Origin of the sequence: Sphingobacterium endophyticum (genome assembly GCF_009733535.1) — a bacterium.
Lineage (GTDB): Bacteria > Bacteroidota > Bacteroidia > Sphingobacteriales > Sphingobacteriaceae > Sphingobacterium > Sphingobacterium endophyticum.
On sequence record NZ_SMMI01000004.1, the window covers coordinates 205,967 to 221,148 of the forward strand.

At 35.4% G+C, this 15,182-nt stretch carries 14 protein-coding genes and 1 tRNA gene; 8 read left to right on the top strand and 7 right to left on the bottom strand.

The features are described from left to right. Nucleotides 1-16: 16 nt before the first annotated feature. The 4 genes from E0Y80_RS06730 to E0Y80_RS06745 all read left to right on the top strand — a co-directional run bounded on the left by E0Y80_RS06730 (nt 17) and on the right by E0Y80_RS06745 (nt 5,834). Nucleotides 17-1,789: an ABC transporter ATP-binding protein gene (locus E0Y80_RS06730; RefSeq protein ID WP_156306895.1), complete on the top strand. Its 1,773-nt coding sequence runs from the start codon at nt 17-19 to the stop codon at nt 1,787-1,789. Nucleotides 1,790-1,885: 96 nt separating this feature from the next. Then, nucleotides 1,886-3,856 (top strand): transglutaminase family protein, encoded by a 1,971-nt coding sequence (locus E0Y80_RS06735; protein ID WP_156306896.1) that lies wholly within the window; start codon nt 1,886-1,888, stop codon nt 3,854-3,856. Next, a complete protein-coding gene (locus E0Y80_RS06740; RefSeq protein ID WP_156306897.1) occupies nt 3,853-5,754 on the top strand; it encodes a DUF3857 domain-containing transglutaminase family protein in 1,902 nt (633 codons plus the stop codon). The genes E0Y80_RS06735 and E0Y80_RS06740 overlap by 4 nt, the downstream gene beginning before the upstream one ends. A 6-nt stretch (nt 5,755-5,760) precedes the next feature. After that, a tRNA-Ala gene (locus tag E0Y80_RS06745) sits at nt 5,761-5,834 on the top strand. Nucleotides 5,835-5,888: 54 nt separating this feature from the next. On the opposite strand, the gene rpmA is transcribed toward E0Y80_RS06745, so the two are convergent. From rpmA to glmM, 6 genes are all read right to left on the bottom strand, one after another. Next, the gene (rpmA, locus tag E0Y80_RS06750) at nt 5,889-6,155 is read right to left on the bottom strand and encodes a 50S ribosomal protein L27 (protein ID WP_156306898.1); all 267 of its coding nucleotides are present in this window, start codon (nt 6,153-6,155) and stop codon (nt 5,889-5,891) included. Nucleotides 6,156-6,198: 43 nt separating this feature from the next. Continuing rightward, the gene (rplU, locus tag E0Y80_RS06755; protein ID WP_093098124.1) at nt 6,199-6,510 is read right to left on the bottom strand and encodes a 50S ribosomal protein L21; all 312 of its coding nucleotides are present in this window, start codon (nt 6,508-6,510) and stop codon (nt 6,199-6,201) included. A 122-nt stretch (nt 6,511-6,632) separates the two neighbouring features. Further along, complete coding sequence (locus E0Y80_RS06760; protein ID WP_156306899.1) at nt 6,633-7,283, bottom strand: hypothetical protein; 651 nt, start codon at nt 7,281-7,283, stop codon at nt 6,633-6,635. After that, on the bottom strand, nt 7,273-7,776 hold the full coding sequence (locus tag E0Y80_RS06765) for an RNA polymerase sigma factor (protein WP_156306900.1): 504 nt from the start codon (nt 7,774-7,776) through the stop codon (nt 7,273-7,275). Before E0Y80_RS06765 ends, E0Y80_RS06760 begins: the two co-directional genes overlap by 11 nt. A gap of 140 nt (nt 7,777-7,916) precedes the next feature. Beyond that, nucleotides 7,917-8,846 (bottom strand): hypothetical protein, encoded by a 930-nt coding sequence (locus E0Y80_RS06770; protein WP_156306901.1) that lies wholly within the window; start codon nt 8,844-8,846, stop codon nt 7,917-7,919. Nucleotides 8,847-9,090: 244 nt separating this feature from the next. Continuing rightward, nucleotides 9,091-10,473 carry a phosphoglucosamine mutase gene (gene glmM, locus E0Y80_RS06775; protein WP_156306902.1) on the bottom strand — a complete coding sequence of 461 codons (1,383 nt, stop codon included), beginning with the start codon at nt 10,471-10,473 and terminating at the stop codon, nt 9,091-9,093. A gap of 190 nt (nt 10,474-10,663) precedes the next feature. On the opposite strand from glmM, the gene E0Y80_RS06780 reads away from it, so the two are divergent. Continuing rightward, nucleotides 10,664-11,263, top strand: coding sequence for a phosphatase PAP2 family protein (locus E0Y80_RS06780; RefSeq protein ID WP_156306903.1), 600 nt, complete (start codon nt 10,664-10,666; stop codon nt 11,261-11,263). Beyond that, nucleotides 11,260-12,093 (top strand): ZIP family metal transporter, encoded by an 834-nt coding sequence (locus tag E0Y80_RS06785; RefSeq protein ID WP_156306904.1) that lies wholly within the window; start codon nt 11,260-11,262, stop codon nt 12,091-12,093. The genes E0Y80_RS06780 and E0Y80_RS06785 overlap by 4 nt, the downstream gene beginning before the upstream one ends. Here the strand turns inward: E0Y80_RS06785 and E0Y80_RS06790 are convergent, their stop codons facing one another. Beyond that, nucleotides 12,094-12,567: a MarR family winged helix-turn-helix transcriptional regulator gene (locus E0Y80_RS06790; RefSeq protein ID WP_156306905.1), complete on the bottom strand. Its 474-nt coding sequence runs from the start codon at nt 12,565-12,567 to the stop codon at nt 12,094-12,096. Between the two features lie 106 nt (nt 12,568-12,673). On the opposite strand from E0Y80_RS06790, the gene E0Y80_RS06795 reads away from it, so the two are divergent. Continuing rightward, the gene (locus E0Y80_RS06795) at nt 12,674-12,913 is read left to right on the top strand and encodes a FeoA family protein (RefSeq protein WP_156306906.1); all 240 of its coding nucleotides are present in this window, start codon (nt 12,674-12,676) and stop codon (nt 12,911-12,913) included. Further along, nucleotides 12,913-15,015 carry a ferrous iron transport protein B gene (feoB, locus tag E0Y80_RS06800; protein ID WP_156306907.1) on the top strand — a complete coding sequence of 701 codons (2,103 nt, stop codon included), beginning with the start codon at nt 12,913-12,915 and terminating at the stop codon, nt 15,013-15,015. Before E0Y80_RS06795 ends, feoB begins: the two co-directional genes overlap by 1 nt. The last annotated feature ends 167 nt before the right edge of the window (nt 15,016-15,182 follow it).

Genomic DNA, 15,182 nt, shown 5'->3' on the forward strand with positions numbered 1-15,182 from the left:
CATTATTTTTGTTGAAATGAAGGAACTATCATACCTCAATAAATTTTTCTATAAATATCGTTGGAAGTTAATCCCAGGAGTCATCTTTGTGATTATTTCCAATTACTTTGGTATCCTTCCGGCACAAGTCATCCGAGAAGCATTTGACTTGGTCAAAGAAAATATTGATCTGTACAGACTTTATGATGGGTTTGATAGGCAATCCATCATTTATGAGGTATTTAGTAAAAGTCTCTTATTCTTTGGTCTTGTAGTTTTAGTTTTGGCACTTCTGAGGGGAATTTTTCTTTTTATGATGCGTCAGACCTTGATTCTTACCTCCAGGCATATTGAATATGATATCAAGAATGAGATATATCAGCATTATCAAGAATTAGATTTCGCCTTTTATAGAAAGAATAATACAGGTGATTTAATGAATAGAGCGACGGAAGACGTTAATCAGGTTCGCAACTATTTGGGTCCCGCGATTATGTATGCTATAAATACAGTGGTATTATCCATTATGATAATCTATGCGATGTATAATGTGAATGCCACCTTAGCGACCTATTCCCTAATTCCCATTCCCATTATTTCGATTATTATACTTTTTGTCAACAAAGTAATCAATAGGAGGAGTGAAAGAATACAAAGGCAATTATCCCATCTTTCATCATTTGTTCAGGAGACTTTTTCAGGAATAAGGGTCATTAAGACTTATACTCGTGAAAGCGATAAGATGAATAATTTCAAAAATGAGAGTGACCGATATAAGGACATCAACCTGAACCTTGTAAAGGTTCAGGCGATCTTTTTTCCATTAATAATCTTTTTAATTGGATTCAGTACGATTATTACGGTATATGTTGGTGGCTTGGAAGTCAAAGACGGTAATATTACAGCTGGAAATATTGCTGAGTTTATTATTTATGTCAATCAGCTTACCTTTCCGGCCATGTCATTAGCGTGGGTAACCTCATTAGTTCAGCGAGCATCTGCATCCCAAAAGCGTATCAATGAGTTCCTAAGCACAAAATCGGAAATTAAGAGCGGCAGTATAGAGGAGGAATTAAAGGGAGATATCAGGTTGGAGAATGTTTCCTTTACCTATCCGGACACGGGAATTAAGGCCATAGATAATATTAGCTTTCATATTCCAGCTGGAAAAACAATGGCCATAATTGGTCGTACAGGATCTGGAAAATCGACACTGGCAAATTTATTATTGCGAATGTTTGATGTAGATAAGGGTGAAATTTTATATGACCGGCATAATATTAAAGATTATGAATTAAAATCCCTCCGCGAACAAATCGGTTTTGTACCGCAACAGGTATTTTTGTTTTCAGATACAATTGCTCGTAATATAGCATTTGGATTGGATGCAGTAGATACGCCAAAAGTGGAGAAGGCAGCAAAAGACGCTGTAGTTTATGAGAATATTGTTGGGTTTGATGAGGGATTTGAAACCCATATTGGAGAAAGAGGGATTACGTTATCGGGAGGTCAAAAACAACGTGTTTCTATTGCTAGGGCATTGGTGAAAGACCCTAAAATCCTTATGTTCGATGATTGTCTATCAGCAGTTGACACGAAGACGGAAGAAGAGATCCTTCACAATCTAGGTAAGATCATGGCTGGCAAGACCTCGATAATTATTGCCCATAGGATATCAACGATCAAAAATGCAGATCATATCATCGTATTAGATCAAGGAAGAATAATAGAAGAAGGCACTCATGAATCGTTATTGTCGATGGAAGGAGAATATGCTTCACTATATGAAAAACAATTATTAGAGGCTTAAATTTTGCCATAAAAAAATTAAAAAAAAATTACCAATTATACATACTTAAATCAGATGTAAATTATTTACATTTGACTAAATTTTAACCAAATCATTATGAAATCTATTTTATTAGGTCTCTGCATGACATGTGCAAGCCTGATGGGATACGCTCAAGACAATCCATTACCTAAGTTGGACTTGGGCTTATTCACGACTGACCACAAGCAGAACGATACCTCTGCACATGCAATTGTATTATTTGAACATGGAAGAACTGAGCTGGAGTATAGTGAAAGCGACCGGGGTTTGATGGTTGTCCACAATCGATATGTTCGGATGAAGATTTTGGACAAGGAAGGTGTTGATGCGGCAAATGTGAGTATAGACTTATATAAATATGGACCAGACTTCGAATATGTACGCGATGTGAAAGGGAGAACCCATAATTTCGAAGATGGAAAATTGGTAACGGATGATCTTAAAAGAGAAGCCATTTTTACGGATAAATCATCTCAATATAGCCAAGAGGTTAAATTTACGCTACCTAACATCAAGGACAATTCCATAATAGAATATTCTTATCGATTAGTATCCCCAGGTATAAGGACGTTCCGATCATGGTATTTTCAATCCAAGTATCCCAAATTACATAGTGAGTATGTTGCTGTAATACCGTCAACATTTCAATATAATACCAACCTTAAAGGATACTTGCCATTGACTGATAGCAAGACCTCTGTATTGAATAAGCATTTTCTTTTAAATGGAACAAGACAGGACTGTTCAAAGATGACCTATGTGATGGAAAATATTCCGGCATTTAAAGATGAAGATTTTATGCTGGCAGCGATCAATTATGTTTCCTCTATTAACTATGAATTGAGGACCTACTTCAATCCCGATGGTCCACATACAAATTTTGCAAAGACATGGACAGATATTGACCAGGACTTAATGTTGGAGAAGGAATTTGGAGGTCAGATAAAAAATAAGGGTGCGTTTAAGGATCTGTTACCAGAAATTATAGCAGGGAAAGAAAATAAGTTAGATAAAGCCAAAGCTATTTTCTATTATCTCCAAAAAAATATTACTTGGAATCAAATAGGTGGGAAGTTTTCGGATGTAGGTGTTAAAAAGGCCTTAGAGCAGAAGAAAGGAAATATGGCAGATATCAATTTGGGATTGGTAGCAGGATTGAATGCAGCAGATATAGAAGCCTACCCAGTTATTATATCGACGCGAGAAAACGGTATTCCGAGCTTTTTATATCCAGCAATGACTGATTTCAATGCGGTGATTGCTATGGCGAAAATAGACGGCAAGGACTACTTATTGGATGCCTCGGAGAAATATCTACCATTTGGTGAATTATCAATGCGTTCAATCAATGATCGTGGTCGAGTAATTTATTCTAAAAGTCAATCGGATTGGGTAATCCTTAAGAATGAGGTCCCTTCAAGAAACAATTATAATATTTTGGGGAAATTAGATTCTGCGGGGAAAATTAAAGGAACCATTAGGATCCAATATTCAGGATTACATGCACTACACAAAAGAGAAGAAATTGAAGAATATAACAGCTTTGAAGAGTATGAAGAAAAATTAATGGAACAATTAACTTCGATGCGGATATTAAGTTCAAAGGTGGAGAATTTAGACGACTTGGAAAAGCCTTTAGTTGAACAATTGGAGTTTGAGATGGAAATGAGGGAAAACTTTAGGGAAAATGAATTTGTTCTTAATCCTATTATTTATGAGCGTACGACGAAGAACCCATTTAAGTTAGAAGAAAGAAACTACCATGTTGATTTTGGAGCACCACAGACAGAAGTTCATAATATCAACATAACTATTCCATTGGGTTATACAATTTTAAATAAACCCAAGGATTCGGCCTTGACCTTGCCGGAGAATTCGGCAAAATATACATTCAGATCTTTGTATGAAAATAATATTTTGATGCTTCAGCAAAATATGTCCTTGAATAAAGCAATTTTTAGTCCTGAGGAATATTTTCATTTAAAAGAATTTTTCTCGAGGATTATCCAACAACAATTGACCGATTTTCAATTTAAAAAAATATGATTAGGCGCATAGGATTTATTTTCACCTTCCTCCTATTGGGATTTTCATTTGCATTCTCACAATATGAGGCTTCAGAGATTCCAAAAGAATTGTTAAGCAGGGCATCTGCAACTATCCGGGAAGACCATACCACATATGACATTAAAAGTCCGAGTGAAATGATAGAAACGGGCAGGAAGGTTATCACTATCCATAATAGTTCTGGGGATGGGTATGCAGGTCTTCAGTTCGGCTATGATAAATCCAAACAGATAAAAAGCATTAAAGGGGAAGTTTTGGATGCAGATGGAAAAACGGTTAAAAAATTCACAATAAAGGATTTCAAGGATTACAGTGCTTCTGATGAAGGTACGATGTTTACCAATACGAGGATAAAACATTTATTTCCTTCCTTACCGAGTTATCCATTTACTGTAGTTATGGATTATGAGATACGACATAATCAGACATTAATTCTGCAATCTTGGCGACCTGATTTTTTTGGGGATGTTTCGGTTCAGAAAAGTTCTTACGAAATCTTAGCCAATCCAGACTATAAACTTCGCATCCTTAAGAAGAATCTGAAAAAAGAGGGTAAGGAGGAAATGAAAGGGAAACAAAAATCATACTATTGGAACATTGAAAACATCAGTGCTGTACGTTCGGAGCCATATAGTCCAAACCGTCATGAAACGGGCATGCGGGTTTTAGTTGTTCCAGAAAGCTTTGAATATTACAAACATGCGGGCGAGGTAAATGACTGGAAATCCTATGGAAGCTGGATGAATACGGCTTTATTGAAAGATAAGCGTCAATTACCTGAAGTGACGGTAGCTAAGGTTAAGGAAATAACGAAAGATCTTAAAACTGACAAAGAAAAAGCAAAAGCATTATATGAATATCTACAGAAGAAAACGCGTTATATATCGGTACAGATAGGTATTGGGGGTCAGGAGCCATTTCCGGCTGCGGATGTGGATCGATTAGGATATGGGGACTGTAAAGCCTTGGTTAATTATATGCAAGCTTTATTAGATGTTGTTGATATTCCCTCCTATTATTGCATCGTTGAGGCGGGCAATCGGAAAATGGATGTTGAGCCTGAGTTTGCCAATTTAGTTGACGGAAATCATATTATATTATGTCTTCCATTCGAAAATGATTATACTTGGTTAGAATGTACGAGTCAAGACTTACCTTTTGGGTATCTTGGAGACTTTACAGATGATCGACTGGTTCTTGCTGTGACAGAAGAAGGCGGAAAGGTTATGCGTACGGAAGTTTATAATTTCGAGCAGAATCTGCAAAATAGGAAAGGATCATTTGTGATGGATGAAAACGGGAAGATAAGCGGAAAAATTACCACTGAATTTTCAGGCACTCAATTTGAAAATCATTTTTACAATGTAAAGAAGATTAAGGATGAGCAAGTAAAATTATTGCGTAGATCCTATGATATCAATAGAATACAGTTCAATGAAATTAAGTATACAATTAATCAGCAAGATAATTTATCTTTAACAGAGGAACTAAAAATAGAGGCAGATGATTTTGGGATAAAAAATGGGACGAATATGACTATTTATCCTAACTTCCTAAATCGCAGCAGCAGTATTCCGGATATTAGGAATAGGACGAATCTAGTAAGAATAACGAGAGGATATACCGATATTGATGAGACAGAGATTGAGCTTCCAGAAAAGCTATCGACAAATATTATTCCTGTAAATAAGAAGTTGGAGGTACCAATGGGGAGCTATGAGTTCAAGGTTGACATCAAGGATGGAAAGATGATCTGTTATCGGAAGCTACAGCTTAGGGAGGGATCCTATCCGGCAACGAGTTATGCAGAGTTCAGCAAGTTTATGTTGGATGTTTCATTAACGGATGGCACGAAATATAATTTAGGAATGAAATAGCCTAAAGGGGGATTAGCTCAGTTGGCTAGAGCGCTTGCCTGGCAGGCAAGAGGCCACCGGTTCGAATCCGGTATTCTCCACAAAAAAGCCTGTCTGAAAATTTCAGACAGGCTTTTTAAGTTTCTTAATAAATCTTAGTTATTTTCTTCTGTAGGTAATACAGAAACGTAAGATTTGTTATTCGCTTTTTTACGGAACACAACAGTTCCGTCGATTAGAGCGTATAAGGTATGGTCTTTACCGATACCAACATTTGCATCAGCATTGTGCTGAGTACCACGTTGACGTACGATGATGTTACCAGCGATAGCTTGTTGACCACCGAAAATTTTGATACCTAATCTCTTACTGTGTGACTCACGGCCGTTCTTGGAACTACCCGCACCTTTTTTATGTGCCATTTCTTTATTCTAATTTAAGACTTGCGTCAGATTAAAAATTCGATTATAAACTGATACCAGTGATCTGGATTTTAGTGAATTGTTGACGGTGACCGTTTTTCTTTTTGTAGCCTTTACGACGTTTTTTCTTGAAAACGATAACTTTTTCACCTTTTAAATGTGACAAAATAGTAGCCGAAACTTTAGCACCTGAGATACTTGGCGTACCTACAGTAAATTTACCACCGTCTTCTGCTAACAATACATTGTCAAATTCAATACTAGCGCCTTCATCTCCTTGTAAGCGATGTACAAAAAGGTATTGGTCTTTAGCAACTTTAAATTGCTGTCCTGCTATATTTACTATTGCGTACATTGTTATTTATTAAAATTGTTAATATTTAATGAGTCGCAAAGATAGGATATAATTTTGATTTGCACAAAACTATTTTATTTAAAATATTCAAATTAAGCCCAAGAAATGCCATAAATCCTCCCCTATTCATCGGACCTTAAAAGATCGAGTGTATGTTTAATTTGTTTAAGGTACCTACCGTACATTCTGCTAATCATCCAGCGAAACAAGAGGGTTCCTCCCAGAATCAAAATAGCTTGGCTACCGAAGTAAATAAATTTATTGGTAATATTATCGGACAATGCCCTGCCAATAGCATCTTTTTTTCCACTAACCATTTCAATATTTACTGTCATCAGTCCGATGGCCAAACCACATGCTAAACCCATTATAAAAAACACAAAGAAAAAAGCGTGATAGAAATCAATAAATGATCTCAATTCATAATAGAACCACATGAGGTTATCGCGGCTATCGTAATTTAGATGGTATGACCTTTTGTAAAACTTATAGAATTTTATAAAGAAGAACAGGATAAGGACGAAGATTAAGAAAGCAAAACTATCCAAGGTAAAAAAAATAATAGGTTTCACATCTAAATTTAAATGAGCATAGATAAGTCCAGCTAAACTTAAAATAGTTGTAGCCAATAAACAGTAAAAATCCATTCTCATATTTTTTCGTACCTTATCAATGGCGTTATTAGCCTTATTTAAGGAAAGATTAATGGCTGTTAAATCCAAATCAGAATTATCTTCATTATCCCATGCCTTCTTTAAATCGTCAAAATTCATAGCCTTGTTTTTTAATGATTTCTTGTATTTTATCCTTGGTCCTATTTAGTTTTACTCGAGCATTGACCTCTGTTATCCCTAATTGTTCTGCAATTTCACGATGTGAAAAACCTTCTAAGAACAGGAAAATCAAAGCTTTTTCTACTTCATTTAAGTCTTTCACAGCACGGTAGAAATAGTTCAATTGTTCTTCTTTTTCCGGGTGATCACTGTGATCAGGAATATCAATTTCTTCGATCAAGTTTTCAGATTTTGGCATTTTCTTATCTTTTTTAAGATATACTAATGCAGTATTAAGAGCTACTCGATACATCCAGGTAGAAAACTTACTGACACCTTTGAAGTTTTCATATGATTTCCATAATTGGAATAGCATTTCCTGAAATAGATCTTCCCTATCTACATGGTTATCCATATAAATCTTTGAGAGTTTATATAAGATCCCTTTGTGTTGGTCAATTTCAGACAAGAATTGTTTTTCCTTAATTTTCAAAGTCGATAGTTTTACCAATTTATTAAGTTAGTATAGTTTATCGCTATTCGTTACAAAAAAGGATGATTTTTTATGGGAATATTTTGGATGAGGTTTATGGCAGGATATTAACGGAGTAATTTAAAGGGAAACTAAAACATTTAGATTATTTTAATTTCTGATTTAATTGGAACATTTTGTTTCCATTTACCATTTAGTATTGTTTTAAATCCAGTTGATTTATTTTTTATTTCAAAGGTATACTTACATTCACGAGAAACATAGGTAACTTCTCCATAAACAGTCATTTTACTATAGGGAGGTATAATTTTATTAATAGCTTGGTTGGCATCTTTAAGATATGCAGAAGTTTGAGGACCTTGAACATATTTCACTTTATCATCCCAATATTTAACACCCTCATGCTCCAGAGCGATCATAGATATCAAACTGTCAGGAGCAGGAGACCAATCGAAAGAACCAATTGCATCAGATTGAAAGGTAGAGGAGAAAGCTGCATCTTTGAAGAACTCCTTAATAGGCGTAAGAATTTTAACTTCTGTACTGGCATTATTATCTATTGTTGTTCTATTTAATTGCTGAGTCCAAGCTTTATGAGTTCCGTAAATTTCTTCAACTATTTTATTGCTAAGTTCATATTCCGCACCTTTTTTCTGGGTAATTACAATTTCTTTCACCTGATCAGCATCTTGAAGACCTATCAAAATTCTTCTAGGTTCGTCTCTAAAATTTTCAGTCATGGAAATAAAGAGTTTATTTGTGGAACCTGCTTTTTTTTCGAGAGACAAAAATCCCAAAGAACATTCAACTTTTCCAATTTCTTGGAGGCGCATTAACTGTAATTTATTGTCTAAAAGATATTGGGTAGGGTTTATATTTCGAACATAGACCACTTTCCATGAATCTGAAGTAAGCTGAACTTCCTTATCCACAAATCCAGAGTTCATATCAATATTAGCCTGTTCATCATTAACTAGGATATTTTTATATTCTGGATCTTTCTCACATGCTGTTAGACACAAAAATGAGGCAAATATGAGAAAGCTTAAAAAGCGAAATTGTGTCTTCACTGGCGAAATCAATTTAATTTAACGCCAAATTTATTAAATTGTATAACAACTTGTAGCTGATCAGCTTCAAAAAATAAAATTTTCCTTAAAATAGATACTATCGATTAATTTTGGCATGGTAAAGAGAGATTTTATCGATTAGATAAATAAGTACATTCTATCTGGGATAAATAAAATGGAAAAAACAAAATCCCCCAAAATAGTTAAAGAACTATTATGGGGGATCTAACATATTATAGAAATATTATCCTACAATTTCTTTGATTTCATTCATGATTTTTTGTGCAATAGCTTCAGCAGCTTCGGGTGTTTGTCCTTCAGAATAAATCCGAATTATTGGCTCTGTATTAGATTTTCTTAAATGCACCCATTCATTTGGAAAGTCAATTTTTAAGCCATCAATAGTCGAATGATTTTCATGAGCATATTTTTGTTGCATTTTAGCCAGCAAATTATCGATATCCAATTCAGGTGTTAGGGTAATCTTATTTTTTGACATATAATATTGAGGCAGTTCAGCTCTATATTCTGTAACCTTCTTCCCTATTTTTGCAAGATGCGTCAGGAATAGTGCTACTCCGACTAAAGAATCACGGCCATAATGAGATGCAGGATAAATTACCCCTCCGTTACCTTCACCACCAATGACCGCATCGACTTCTTTCATTTTAGTAACTACATTTACTTCACCAACAGCAGCGGCAAAGTATTGTCCATTATGTTTTTCAGTAACATCCCTTAATGCACGTGTAGATGACAAATTTGATACGGTATTACCTTTTTTGTTGCCAAGAATAAAATCGGCGACAGCTACTAAGGTATATTCTTCACCAAATAGTTCACCATCTTCCATCATAAATACTAAACGATCCACATCAGGATCGACCGCTATACCTAAATCAGCTTTATTATCGAGTACCGCTTTAGATAAATCTGTAAGGTGTTCTTTTAATGGTTCAGGATTGTGCGGGAATTTACCATTTGGTTCGCAGTGAATTTTATAGATGGATTGAACCCCTAATGCTTTCAGCAATTCTGGAATAAAAGTTCCTCCAGTACTGTTCACTGCGTCTACAGCGATTTTAAAGTTTGCATTCTTTATAGCTTCAGCGTCGACAAATTCTAATGCCAGCACATCATCTATGTGTTTTTTGAGGAATGTATCATCTATTGTTACGGTTCCAAGTTGGTCGACATCAGCAAAGTCAAAGTTTAAACTTTCACCAAGTTCCAAAACTTCTTTTCCTTTGGCATCGTCAATAAATTCACCTTTGCTGTTCAATAATTTTAAGGCATTCCATTGACCTGGGTTATGGGAGGCCGTTAAAATAATACCTCCGGCAGCATTTAATTTAGGAACTGCGATTTCTACTGTTGGAGTAGTCGAAAGTCCCAAATCAATAACATTAACACCGATACTCTGTAAAGTACCAATTACTAGATTGGATACCATCTCTCCAGAAATACGAGCATCTCGACCAACTACAATAGTTTTATTAGATGCATTTTCTGTAATGATTTTTCCATAAGCAGCTGTAAATTTTACGATATCCACTGGAGTTAAATTATCACCAGGTTTACCGCCAATAGTACCCCTAATTCCTGAAATAGATTTTATTAAAGCCATAAGTAAATTAATATTAACGTTGGTAAAAATAAAGGATTTATATAATTATTAATGATTTTTATTCTTTTTTTAAGTCTAATCCTTATCTTTGTTGCAACTTTGTTTCGTTTACGATATTAATTAAGGTATACCATCTTATTTTTATAGATTTGGTTTAATTAAGGAATTAGGCTATTCTATTTTAAAAAATATGTTAGAGAAAATAATCCATTTCGATCAAGAATTATTTTTATTAATCAATCAAGGCATGAGCAATGTTGTATTTGATTGGTTGTTACCTATTTTACGTAATCCCTACACCTGGTCTCCACTGTATCTGTTTTTGATTATATTTTTCATCAAACATTATGGAAAAACGGGGGTATTAATTGTTGCCTGTACATTCGCGACCTTTGGTATTTCAGATTCGGTATCCTCTCATTTGATTAAGAAATCGGTAAAGCGGGTTAGGCCATGTAATGATGTTGTATTTAAGAATGAGGTTAATCTACGTGCCCGATGTGGTTCAGGATTTAGTTTTACATCATCCCATGCGACCAATCATTTTGCTATGGCATTTTTTTGGATCGTATTGTTTCGTCGCAAATGGAAACATACCTTATGGTTATGTATTCTATGGGCGGCCTCGATATCTTTTTCACAAATTTATGTTGGTGTCCATTATCCCATAGATATTCTTTGTGGTGCAATAATAGGTACGCTGATAGGTTTGGGAACCGGGTATTTATTTAAAAGGTTTTATCCTAAATTTTTCGAACCCCAACCAGTTTCAACAACAGTCCCTGCATGAGTAGTTTCTTGATCGTTTCCATTTTATTTTTCTCCGCATTACTTAGTGGTATTGCTGTCTTTTTTGTAAAAAGAGATAATACACAATTATTAAAATTGGTTTTATCCTTTAGTGGTGCATATCTATTTGCGATCACAGTTTTACATTTAATTCCTGAGGTTTATCACAGTTCAGATACTCCAGGTGAGATTATTGGATTATACATTTTAGGGGGCTTTTTGTTCCAACTGGTTTTAGAGCATTTTTCTCAAGGAATAGAGCATGGACATATCCATCATCAATCAGAGGGTCATTCCCATCAAGCCTTTCCGATTGCGATATTAATTAGTTTATGTTTACATGCCTTTCTTGAAGGTTTTCCACTGGCCTCGGGTCATCGAAATGAATTGGTTTTTGGCATTGCCATTCATCACATTCCGGCATCATTTGCCTTAGGAAGTCTATTAATTGGCACAAAGCTTAAGAAACAGACTATTATCCTGTTTATTGCTGTTTTCGCGGCGATGACTCCATTAGGATTTTTTACGAGTAAGGGTATAAGTGCTGGAGAAATAGGTAATATATCTCAGTATTTTGATAAGATAATGGCGGTTGTGATTGGGATTTTCCTACATATCTCTACGACCATCTTATTTGAGTCGGGTTCAGCAGATCACCATACCTTCAATAAGAAAAAAATGGTTGCTGTATTATTAGGGGTTTTGGTATCGATGGCTAACTTTTTATTTGAAGGTCATGACCACACTCATCATCATGGTCCTTCGCATGAAACGGAGGAGCCACATCATCATGAAGAGCATGATCATGACCATCATGATCATGAACATTAGTTAATAGTCGATTTCATCCATGAAACCACGAAATTTATCTAAAAGTTCACTTAGCATCAAGCAATCTTGTTCTGTGATATTAGCCGGCAGTACATCGTCTAACATCATGTCATTTTCGATTTCTTGAAGCAGTTCCAAGCCTTTATCTGTAATTAACAGATCAACGGCGCGCTTGTCGACGCTGTTTTTTTCCCTAGAGACTAGGCCTTTGCTTACGATTCGATCTACCAACCTACTGATATCAGGTGTTTTGGTTAGCAACCTTTCCTTTAACAAGTTGTTGGTTACCGGGTTAGGGTATTGACCACGTAAGACGCGCAACACATTGAACTGTTGCAAAGTGATTTGTTTGGCACCCGCTCTTTTCTCCAGCATCACGTTCAACCAGTTGTTAGTATAAATAATATTGATCGTTGCGCGATGCCAAGGACTTGCGAATTGCCTTACTTTAACCAATTCTTCGATCTTCGGCATATTTAATAATACATTAGTGTGACTTAAAGCGCAATTTAAAAGATTTTAATTATTTATCTTTGCTAATGTTGATTTTTTTTAAAAACTCCTAAAAAATTGTCGTCGAATGCCTCAAAATATTAGCCTTGATAAATTAAAAATCGGAGACATCGCTAAGATTAATGCTATACAATCTATAGAAATTCCTGCTAAATTCTATGAGTTAGGCTTTTACCCGGGCTCAATAATTGAAGTGAAGCATAAAGCCCCGTTAAACGGTCCGATCTGTGTAAACGTTGTTGAGAACAACGCCTTAATTGCCATCCGTAAATCAGAAGCCAAATTCATAACTGCAGTAATAATCTAATGGAAAATCCAAATATAGTCCTTCTTGGAAATCCCAATGTTGGTAAAACCTCGCTTTTTAATAGACTTACGAAACTTAATCAAAAAGTAGGAAATTATCCTGGAATTACCGTTGAGAAAAGAGAAGGTTCTTTAAAAGCGAATAATAAAACATATCATATTGTAGACTTACCTGGTACATACACCTTATTTCCAAACTCATTAGATGAAGAAATTGTTTTCAAAATCTTGAGTCAAAAAGAAAATAAGTTAAGTCCTAACCTCACCATTGTGGTTGCCGAGCCCTCCACTATAAAAAGAGGTATTATATTATATCAACAAGCTAGAGAGCTAGGTTTGCCTGCGATTTTTGTTTTAAATATGATTGACGAAGTTGAAAGTAAAGGGATACATCTTGATTTTCCAAAACTTGAAGCATATTTAAAAACAAAGGTATTCCAAACGAATGCAAGGACTGGAAAGGGGTTAGAAAAGTTGATTTCATCATTTGATGAAAGACCCTCGCTATATACCAGTAATTTTGAAATCCCTGAGAAATATAAAGAGGCATTAGAAGAAGCTAAGAAATTATTTCCTCTTGCTACGGAATATCTTACCTGGCAATACCTTGCTCAAGAGAATGTAAGTTATTTAGCTCCAGAAAAGCAAGTTGCCCTTGCAGCAATTCGGTCTAAATACCAGCTCGATCCTCATGAGATGCAAAAGACTGAGTCATTGCTTCGGCATGATAGGATCAGTATGGATCTGGAAAATATTTTAAATAAATCAGAGAACAAAACCTTAGATACGACTTCAAAAATAGATCGGATATTACTGCATCCTATACTGGGCTACATAATCTTCTTTGGATTATTATTTTTAATATTCCAGGCTATATTTAGTTGGTCAGGTCCGCTGATGGACTGGATTGATGGTTCATTCGGTGAGTTGACGGGCTATTTAAGTACAGTATTGCCGGAAGGTCCCCTATCATCCCTATTTATTGAAGGTATTATTGCGGGTATTGGGGGGATTGTAATTTTCATTCCTCAAATCGTGATATTATTCTTATTTCTATCCTTAATGGAGGAATCTGGATATATGAGTCGGGTTGTATTTTTGATGGACAGATGGTTACGTCCATTTGGGTTAAACGGAAAATCAGTTATCCCCTTGATGTCAGGCGCTGCCTGTGCTATTCCGGCGGTTATGTCGGCGAGAAATATTGAAAATCCTAAGGAGCGTCTATTAACCATGTTAGTCACTCCATTTATGACCTGTTCTGCGCGTTTGCCGATCTATATTGTTATCATTGGACTCATCATTCCGGAAGATAAATTTTTAGGTTTTAATTTGCAGGGTATCACCTTGTTTATGATGTATATCCTCGGTATTGTAGGAGCTTTGGGATCAGCCTGGATATTAAATAGGGTTATAAAAAGTATTCGTTCTAGCTATTTAATCTTTGAACTACCTACTTATAAAATGCCTGATTGGAAAAATGTAATGACCAATGTTTGGGATAAAGCTTCGGGATTCTTATGGGAGGCCGGAAAGATTATATTGATGATTTCGATTGTTTTGTGGGTATTCGGAAACTTTGGTCCGAACCGAAAATTTTATGATGCGGAGGAAATCGTTCAGCAAGCCAATCCAAATTTAAGTGCAGAAGAATTAGAGAAAGAAGTTGGATCATACCGATTAGAGCATTCTTTTCTTGGTTATATTGGTATGGGTTTAGAGCCTATTGTTCGACCATTAGGTTATGATTGGAAAATGGGAATTGGATTAATTTCATCTTTTGCTGCCCGTGAAGTATTTGTTGGGACAATGGCTGTAGTTTACAGCATGGGGCCAGATGTAGACATTGAGGATGAGGGGCAGAAATCGTCTTTATTAACACGGATGAAATCAGAGATAAATGCAAATACAGGCAAACCCGCCTATAATTTTGCTTCAGGTATATCGTTATTATTGTTTTATGCATTTGCAATGCAGTGTATGGCAACAATTGGGGTTGTTCGAAAAGAAACAGGCTCATGGAAATGGACTTTAATTCAAACCGTTTTTATGACCGGACTAGCATATGTTGCGGCACTTATTGCCTATCAAATCTTAAAGTAATGAGTTTAATAATTCAATATATTATCATTTTTGCACTTTTTATATTTGCTTTGTTTGTCATATTCAAACCTTTTTTCTCCAAAAAGAAAGGTACACCTGGATGTGGTAAAGGATGTAAATGTGAGGTTGAGAGCTGAGGATAGACATAAGACAGTAGACATAAGACA